The sequence below is a fragment of the Streptomyces sp. GC420 genome (assembly GCF_009916105.1).
In the GTDB taxonomy this organism is placed as follows: Bacteria; Actinomycetota; Actinomycetes; order Streptomycetales; family Streptomycetaceae; genus Streptomyces.
The window spans coordinates 1-5425 of record NZ_JAAAXQ010000465.1 but is presented as its reverse complement, the minus strand read 5'-3'; the positions used below and the strand labels follow the sequence as shown (position 1 = coordinate 5425).

Annotated in this window: 4 protein-coding genes; 1 reads left to right on the top strand and 3 read right to left on the bottom strand. The window is 71.8% G+C overall.

Going from position 1 to position 5425, the window contains the following annotated elements; all coding sequences use genetic code 11:
* The 3 genes from GUY61_RS34050 to tap all read right to left on the bottom strand — a co-directional run.
* Positions 1-1329: DEAD/DEAH box helicase family protein (locus tag GUY61_RS34050; protein WP_166634180.1), on the bottom strand; the 1329-nt coding region annotated here is incomplete at its 3' end.
* A 38-nt stretch (positions 1330-1367) separates the two neighbouring features.
* Entirely contained in the window at positions 1368-1940 is a 573-nt protein-coding gene (gene tpg, locus GUY61_RS34045; protein WP_208106807.1) for a telomere-protecting terminal protein Tpg, read from the bottom strand.
* A 27-nt stretch (positions 1941-1967) separates the two neighbouring features.
* Positions 1968-4478 carry a telomere-associated protein Tap gene (tap, locus tag GUY61_RS34040; protein WP_243766950.1) on the bottom strand — a complete coding sequence of 837 codons (2511 nt, stop codon included), beginning with the start codon at positions 4476-4478 and terminating at the stop codon, positions 1968-1970.
* A gap of 267 nt (positions 4479-4745) precedes the next feature.
* Between tap and GUY61_RS34035 the strand changes: the two genes are divergently transcribed.
* Positions 4746-5378 (top strand): hypothetical protein, encoded by a 633-nt coding sequence (locus GUY61_RS34035; protein ID WP_208106805.1) that lies wholly within the window; start codon positions 4746-4748, stop codon positions 5376-5378.
* Positions 5379-5425: the final 47 nt, after the last annotated feature.

Genomic DNA, 5425 nt, shown 5'->3' with positions numbered 1-5425 from the left:
GTCGTCGTGTGCACGCAGGGCCTGGAGGACCCGCCAGAGCGGCCGGTACAGGTTGGAGCCCATCAGGTCGTCGGCGTCTTCGCCGGGGGCGACGTAGACGGGGACGATGAGGGTGGCCTTCTTGCCCTGGCCGGGCTTTTGGCGCAGTGCCCGGCCGACGGCCTGGACCGTGTCGACGATCGACTCCTTGGGGTCGGCGAAGACGACGGTGTCGATGCTGGGGATGTTGACGCCCTCGCCGAGGAGGCGGGCGTTCGCGATCACGGTGCGGTGGGCCGGTTCGAGGAACTCGCCGGGGCGGCCGTCGAAGCGGTCGAGGAGCTCGCGGCGCCAGGCGGGGTCCTGGGTGCCGTCGAGGCCGGTCGCCCACAGCTCGCCCGGGTCGGGGCAGCTCGTGCCGGTCTCGTCGAGTGCGTAAAGGAGGGCGGCGGTCTCGGGGAGGGTGCCGGCGAAGGCGTGGGCGTCGGCGACGCGGTGGTGGAAGGAGACGACGCGGCGCAGGTCGAGTTCGGCCATGGCACGAAGGACGGCGATCTGCAGCGCGGCCTGACGCAGCTCGGCCTCGGTAGCCCGGTCGGAGATGCCCAGCCGGGTGCGGATGGTCGCCTCGTGAACCTCCATGACGACGACGCGGTAGTCGGCCAGGAGGTCTATGTCGATGGCCTCGGCGAGCGGGAGGCGAAAGCAAGTGTCGCCATACAGGGCGGGGTTGTCCATGGACGCGACGAGCGAGTCGTCCTCGTCGTCACCGGGCTCGCCGGCCGACCAGATCCTCGGGGTGGCGGTGAGGTAGAGCCGCTTGTGTGCGGGGATCAGCTCGTCGTCGTGGACGGCGGCCCAGCGTTTCCCCAGGTCACCGCTGGTGCGGTGGGCTTCGTCGACGGCGACCAGCGACCAGGTGGGAAGGGCGAAGCGGTGGTGGGCGTCTTGGACGCGGTGCAGGGAGTGGTAGGTGGCGAACACCGTCAGGCCGGGGTTCTGGTGGACGGTGGCGGCCAGGGCGGCCGGGTCGGTGGTGAACGCGACGGACTCGCCAGCGGTGTTGGGGCGCTTGGAGCACAGGGCGAGGACCGGGCCGCTCATGCCGGCGGTGCGCCAGTCGTCGATGGTCTGGGCGAGGAGTTCCAGGGTGGGCAGGAGCACCAGGCGGGTGCCCTGGGGGGCGACGCGGGCGGCGGTGCGGGCGGCGACGTACGTCTTGCCGGTGCCGCAGGCCATCACGACGGAGGTCCGGGCGGTGTGGCGCAGCGCGGTGTGCGCGGCGTGGACGGCCTGGGACTGGTGCGGGCGCAGCCTGATCCTGGGCGGGTCAGTGAGGGTGGCGGTCACGGGGTGGCCGGTCCTTTCAGCCGGGTACGGGCGGCGGGTCAGGTGATGCTGAACTTGATGTGGAGGAGGTCGGTCAGCTCCACCTGCTGGAGAGACTGGGCGCGGGTCCCGCCGTCGGTGAAGTACGCGTCGCGCAGTCCGTCGGCGACGATCTGGGCGAGCTCCTCCTCGCTGGCGCCGGCCTCCTTGGCCGCGTAGAGCGCGGCGGCAGTGTCGGGGTCCAGGCGCTTGCTGAGGCGCCGTTTGCGGGGGTCGTTGGTGGTGCCGCGGGGGGATGTGAAGCCGAACGTGCCGCGGACGTCGACGTTGATGCCGGTGGTGGTGACGGCGGCCTGGAACTTCTTCGCCTTGACGATGGGCTGCCAGAGCTGTTTGACCTCGGCCTCGATGAGGGCGGCGGTGTCGGGCTTGGCGGTCTTGATCTTGTCGTCGCGGTAGCGCTCGACGGTGCGCTGGCTCTTGCCGATCTTCTCGGCGACCGCGCGGGCGGCCTCGGCGCGGCTGACGCCCTTCTCCTGCTTGAGCAGGAAACGGATCCGCGCCCCGAGGCTCTTGGGGATCGGCTGGGAGTAGGCCGTCTCGGCGGCCTCTTCCAGGCGGTCTTCGATCATTCCCACGGTCAGTCAGCTTCCTTGGGGTCAGGCCACGCGGACGAGCGAGGCGTCCTTGATCTCGTTGGCGATGTTCACTCCGTCGGCGAGCAGGTCCAGCGCCCAGGTGATGGTCTGGGAGCCCTGGTGCTTGACGGAGCCGGGGTTGACGCCGAGGCGGAACCCGCCGCGTACAGGCTGGCCGTCGGGGCCGAGGAGGAGGGGCAGCGGGGACAGGCCGTCGATGGCGTAGACGACGCAGTCGTTGTTGACCGCGAAGGGGTATCGGCCCGCCGTGGTGGCGAGGTTGTTCATCTTGCGGTGCATGTTGGTCCGCGCCTTCGACAGGATCATGGCGCGGATGTCGGGCCGCCAGGTCAGGCGCTTCAGGGCCGGCCACGGGTCGCCGAAGACGTGGTGGACACCGAGGTTCGGGCGCTGGCGCAGCTTGCCGATGCCGGACTTGGCGGTGGCCTTGATCGCGTTGGCCAGGGTCACCAGCAGCGGGTCGCCGTCCTTGTAGACGGCCATGGCCGCGAGGAAGGCTTCGTCGTCGAGGTCCTTGGTGACGCCGAGGTCGGCCATCACGGTCAGGTAGGCGTCGCGCAGCGTGTCGTACCAGGGCTGGAGGTAGGGGCTGTGGGTCTCGCGGACCCACGCCTCCATCGGGCGGACGTCGGCGCCGAGTTCGACGGCGTAGGCGACGGTGGGGGTGGCGTACCAGCCGGGGCCGTCGGGGCGTTCGCCGCTGGAGGTGAAGGGGCTGGGCAGGCGCGGGTCGGTCTCGACGTGGGAGAGGTCGAGGTACCAGGAGCCGGGCAGGTCGGGGTCGAAGTCGGGGTTGCGGGGGTAGTGGATGGCCGGGCCGGTGCCGACGTGCAGTCGGCGGCACGCCGCGAGGAAGGCGACCTGCACGTCCAGGGCGGCGACGTGGGTGCACGCCCGCTCGGCGTCGGTGATCAGCTCGGCGGGGCGGACCCAGATGCATGCCTCCTCGTCGAGGGCCTCGCTGGCGGGCCGGGAGCCTTCCTCCGGGTAGTCGGCGGCGACGACGGGGTGTTCGTCGGGGGCTTCGCACGGGGCGGGGTCGACGAGGGTGTGGAGGGTGTGGGGCACCTTCGCCGAGACGTACTTGCCCTCGTCCTGGCTCCATTCGGCCTTGGTGGGCGGGCGCAGCGAGGTCATGAGTTCCTCGCCGGTGACGGCGACGGTGCCGCGCGGGGTGATGACCAGGCGGGCGTAGGTGCCGAGCATCGTGGCGAGGTCGCCCGCGGGCAGCTCGCCGGCCTGGCCCCAGACGCGGTTCTCCAGGGCGCCCCACGGGGTGAGGAAGAGCTGGATGCAGTGGCGCTTGCCGTCGAGGCGCTTGAAGATCCGTGGCCAGGGGCCGAATCCCGCCTTGGTGAGTTCCCATCCGGCCTTGGTGAGGCTCTTGAGGGCCTTGTGGTCGGCCGGCAGGCGGAGGTCTTCCTGGTCCGCGAGGTCGGTGGGCAGGCCGAAGTGGGCGACGGCGCCCTCGGTGAGGATGATCAGCGGGTCCTGGTCGAAGCCGTTGTCGTGGACCTTGGCCGCGCCCAGGCGGATCTTCCGCTTGTCCAGTGCCCACGCGGCCAGGGCCTGGAGGGTCTTGGCCGGGCACGGAACGGTGCGGCCGTCGGCGAGGTGCGCGGTCAGGGCACCGTCGGTGATGTCGAGGACGGCCAGCGGGCCGTCGGCGTACTCCGGCGGCACCGGCTTCGCGGCCGGCTTCTTCGCCGTGCGCTTCGCACGGCGGGAGGCCGGGGCGGCGGCCGGGCGGCGCGGCGCGGCCGGCGGATGGCCGGCGGGTGCAGCGGCAGCGGGGAGCGCCGGTGCCGGGGTGGCCAACGGTGCGGCGGGGGCGGCCACGGCGGGCGTGGGCGCCACCGTCTCGGGACGCGGGGCGGAGACGGGCTCGGCCTGTGTGGTGGGCCGGGTACCGCAGCGGGGCATGCCCATGGCGGCCATGGCCTGGAGGTACACGTGGCGGGGCTGGCCGTCCACGACGCTGGACGTCGGGTGCCCGCAGCGGACGCACAGCCGGGTGACGCCCTCGGGCAGGTCGATCCAGGAGCCGGGCGCGTCGAACTCCGGTACCGCCGTCTCCACGAGGGCCGGGGCGGGCGCGGTGTCCGGCCAGACGAGCTCGGGAGGGTCCTCGATGTCGAACTCGAAGTCGAGCTCGACGAGAGGGGTCGCCTCCGCGGCGACCGCATCCGGCACCGACTCGGGCTCGCCTTCGGGCTCGGGTTCCAAGGGGGCGGAGCCACCCTCTGCACCGGCGCGAGCGAGCTCGGCGGCGAAGTAGGCGAGGATCCTGGCGTACCGCTGCCCCTTCTCGCCGCGCGGTGTGCGGGGCGGGTCCGATTCCCAGGTCCACACCGTCTCGCGGCGAACGTCGTTGGCCTGGCCCATCTGGGTCACGGTCCAGCCGAACGCCTCGCGGAGCCTGACCCGTTCCGCCGGGTCCGGCAGTGGCGGCACCGGGCCGTCGAACGAGATCCGGTCGAGTACAGCCGCTACCGGGTTGCTGCCCCCCATCTCCACCTCCACCCTCAGAGTTCAAATCTAACGCGAATCTAACGCACCCGTCCCGAGGAATGCAAGCGCCCTGTTGATGTTCCAGTATGTATTGTGGTTGTTGCTTGATTTGATTTCAAGATGTATTGTCACTGACCGTTGGCCAGGGCCGCCCAGGGATGGCGGCCACGTCCGCAACGAGGCCGCACGCAACGGAACTTGCCCGTTTCCTGGCCCGCCGGGATCTTCCTCCCGCGTCCGACATGACACCCGAGGAGTACGACAGCCATGCCCTATCTGTCCCCCGAACCAGGGGAGCCCGCCGCGCCGGGGTCCCAGATCGTCGTGGAGGCCGGCGACATCCTGATGCGCCGCAGTCTCACCGATCACGCCCCCGCGGCCCAGGTCCACGTGATCGAGGCCGCCAAGGCCCTGGAGGACTTCCGCCTCGGCCACGGCACGGCACTGGAGCGCGCCGAGGCCCTCCTCGACCGGGCGATCGCAACGTTCCAGGAGCGCACCGGCGAGCACGACGAAGCGGCCTGGCAGGCCGCCGCGGTCTACATGGTCGAGCTGTGGGCGACGCGTTACAGCGCGGCCCGCCCGACCGCGTTCGACCCCGCCCCGCCACCGCCGTCCCGGCTCACCCCAGCGCATCCGCTGCGGCTGGAGACGGTCAGCCGCGAGGCCCACGACCTCCTGCTCGGCGCCGGCCGGTCCCTTGAGCGCAGAGCGCGCGGCCTGAACTCGATGGACGTGGTCCGCGCGCAGCACGGCATGCACGAAGCCGCCCGGCTGCTCCATGCCCAGCTCGACGGGCTGTCCATGCCGCTGTGGGTGCTCATCGGCCGGTTCTGCGCCGAGATCCAGGCGGAGAACCTCCGCATCCTCAAGGCTCCCGCCCCCGGCACCACGGCCTGAGTCCCCCGTTCCCACACTCGACCCCGCGCGCGCCCGCCGCCCGGCAC

Bases quoted from the DNA above. Each gene is read 5' to 3' on its own strand.
- tpg (WP_208106807.1), bottom strand. From the start codon at position 1,940: ATGATCGAAGACCGCCTGGAAGAGGCCGCCGAGACGGCCTACTCCCAG.
- tap (WP_243766950.1), bottom strand. From the start codon at position 4,478: ATGGGGGGCAGCAACCCGGTAGCGGCTGTACTCGACCGGATCTCGTTC.
- GUY61_RS34035 (WP_208106805.1), top strand. From the start codon at position 4,746: ATGCCCTATCTGTCCCCCGAACCAGGGGAGCCCGCCGCGCCGGGGTCC.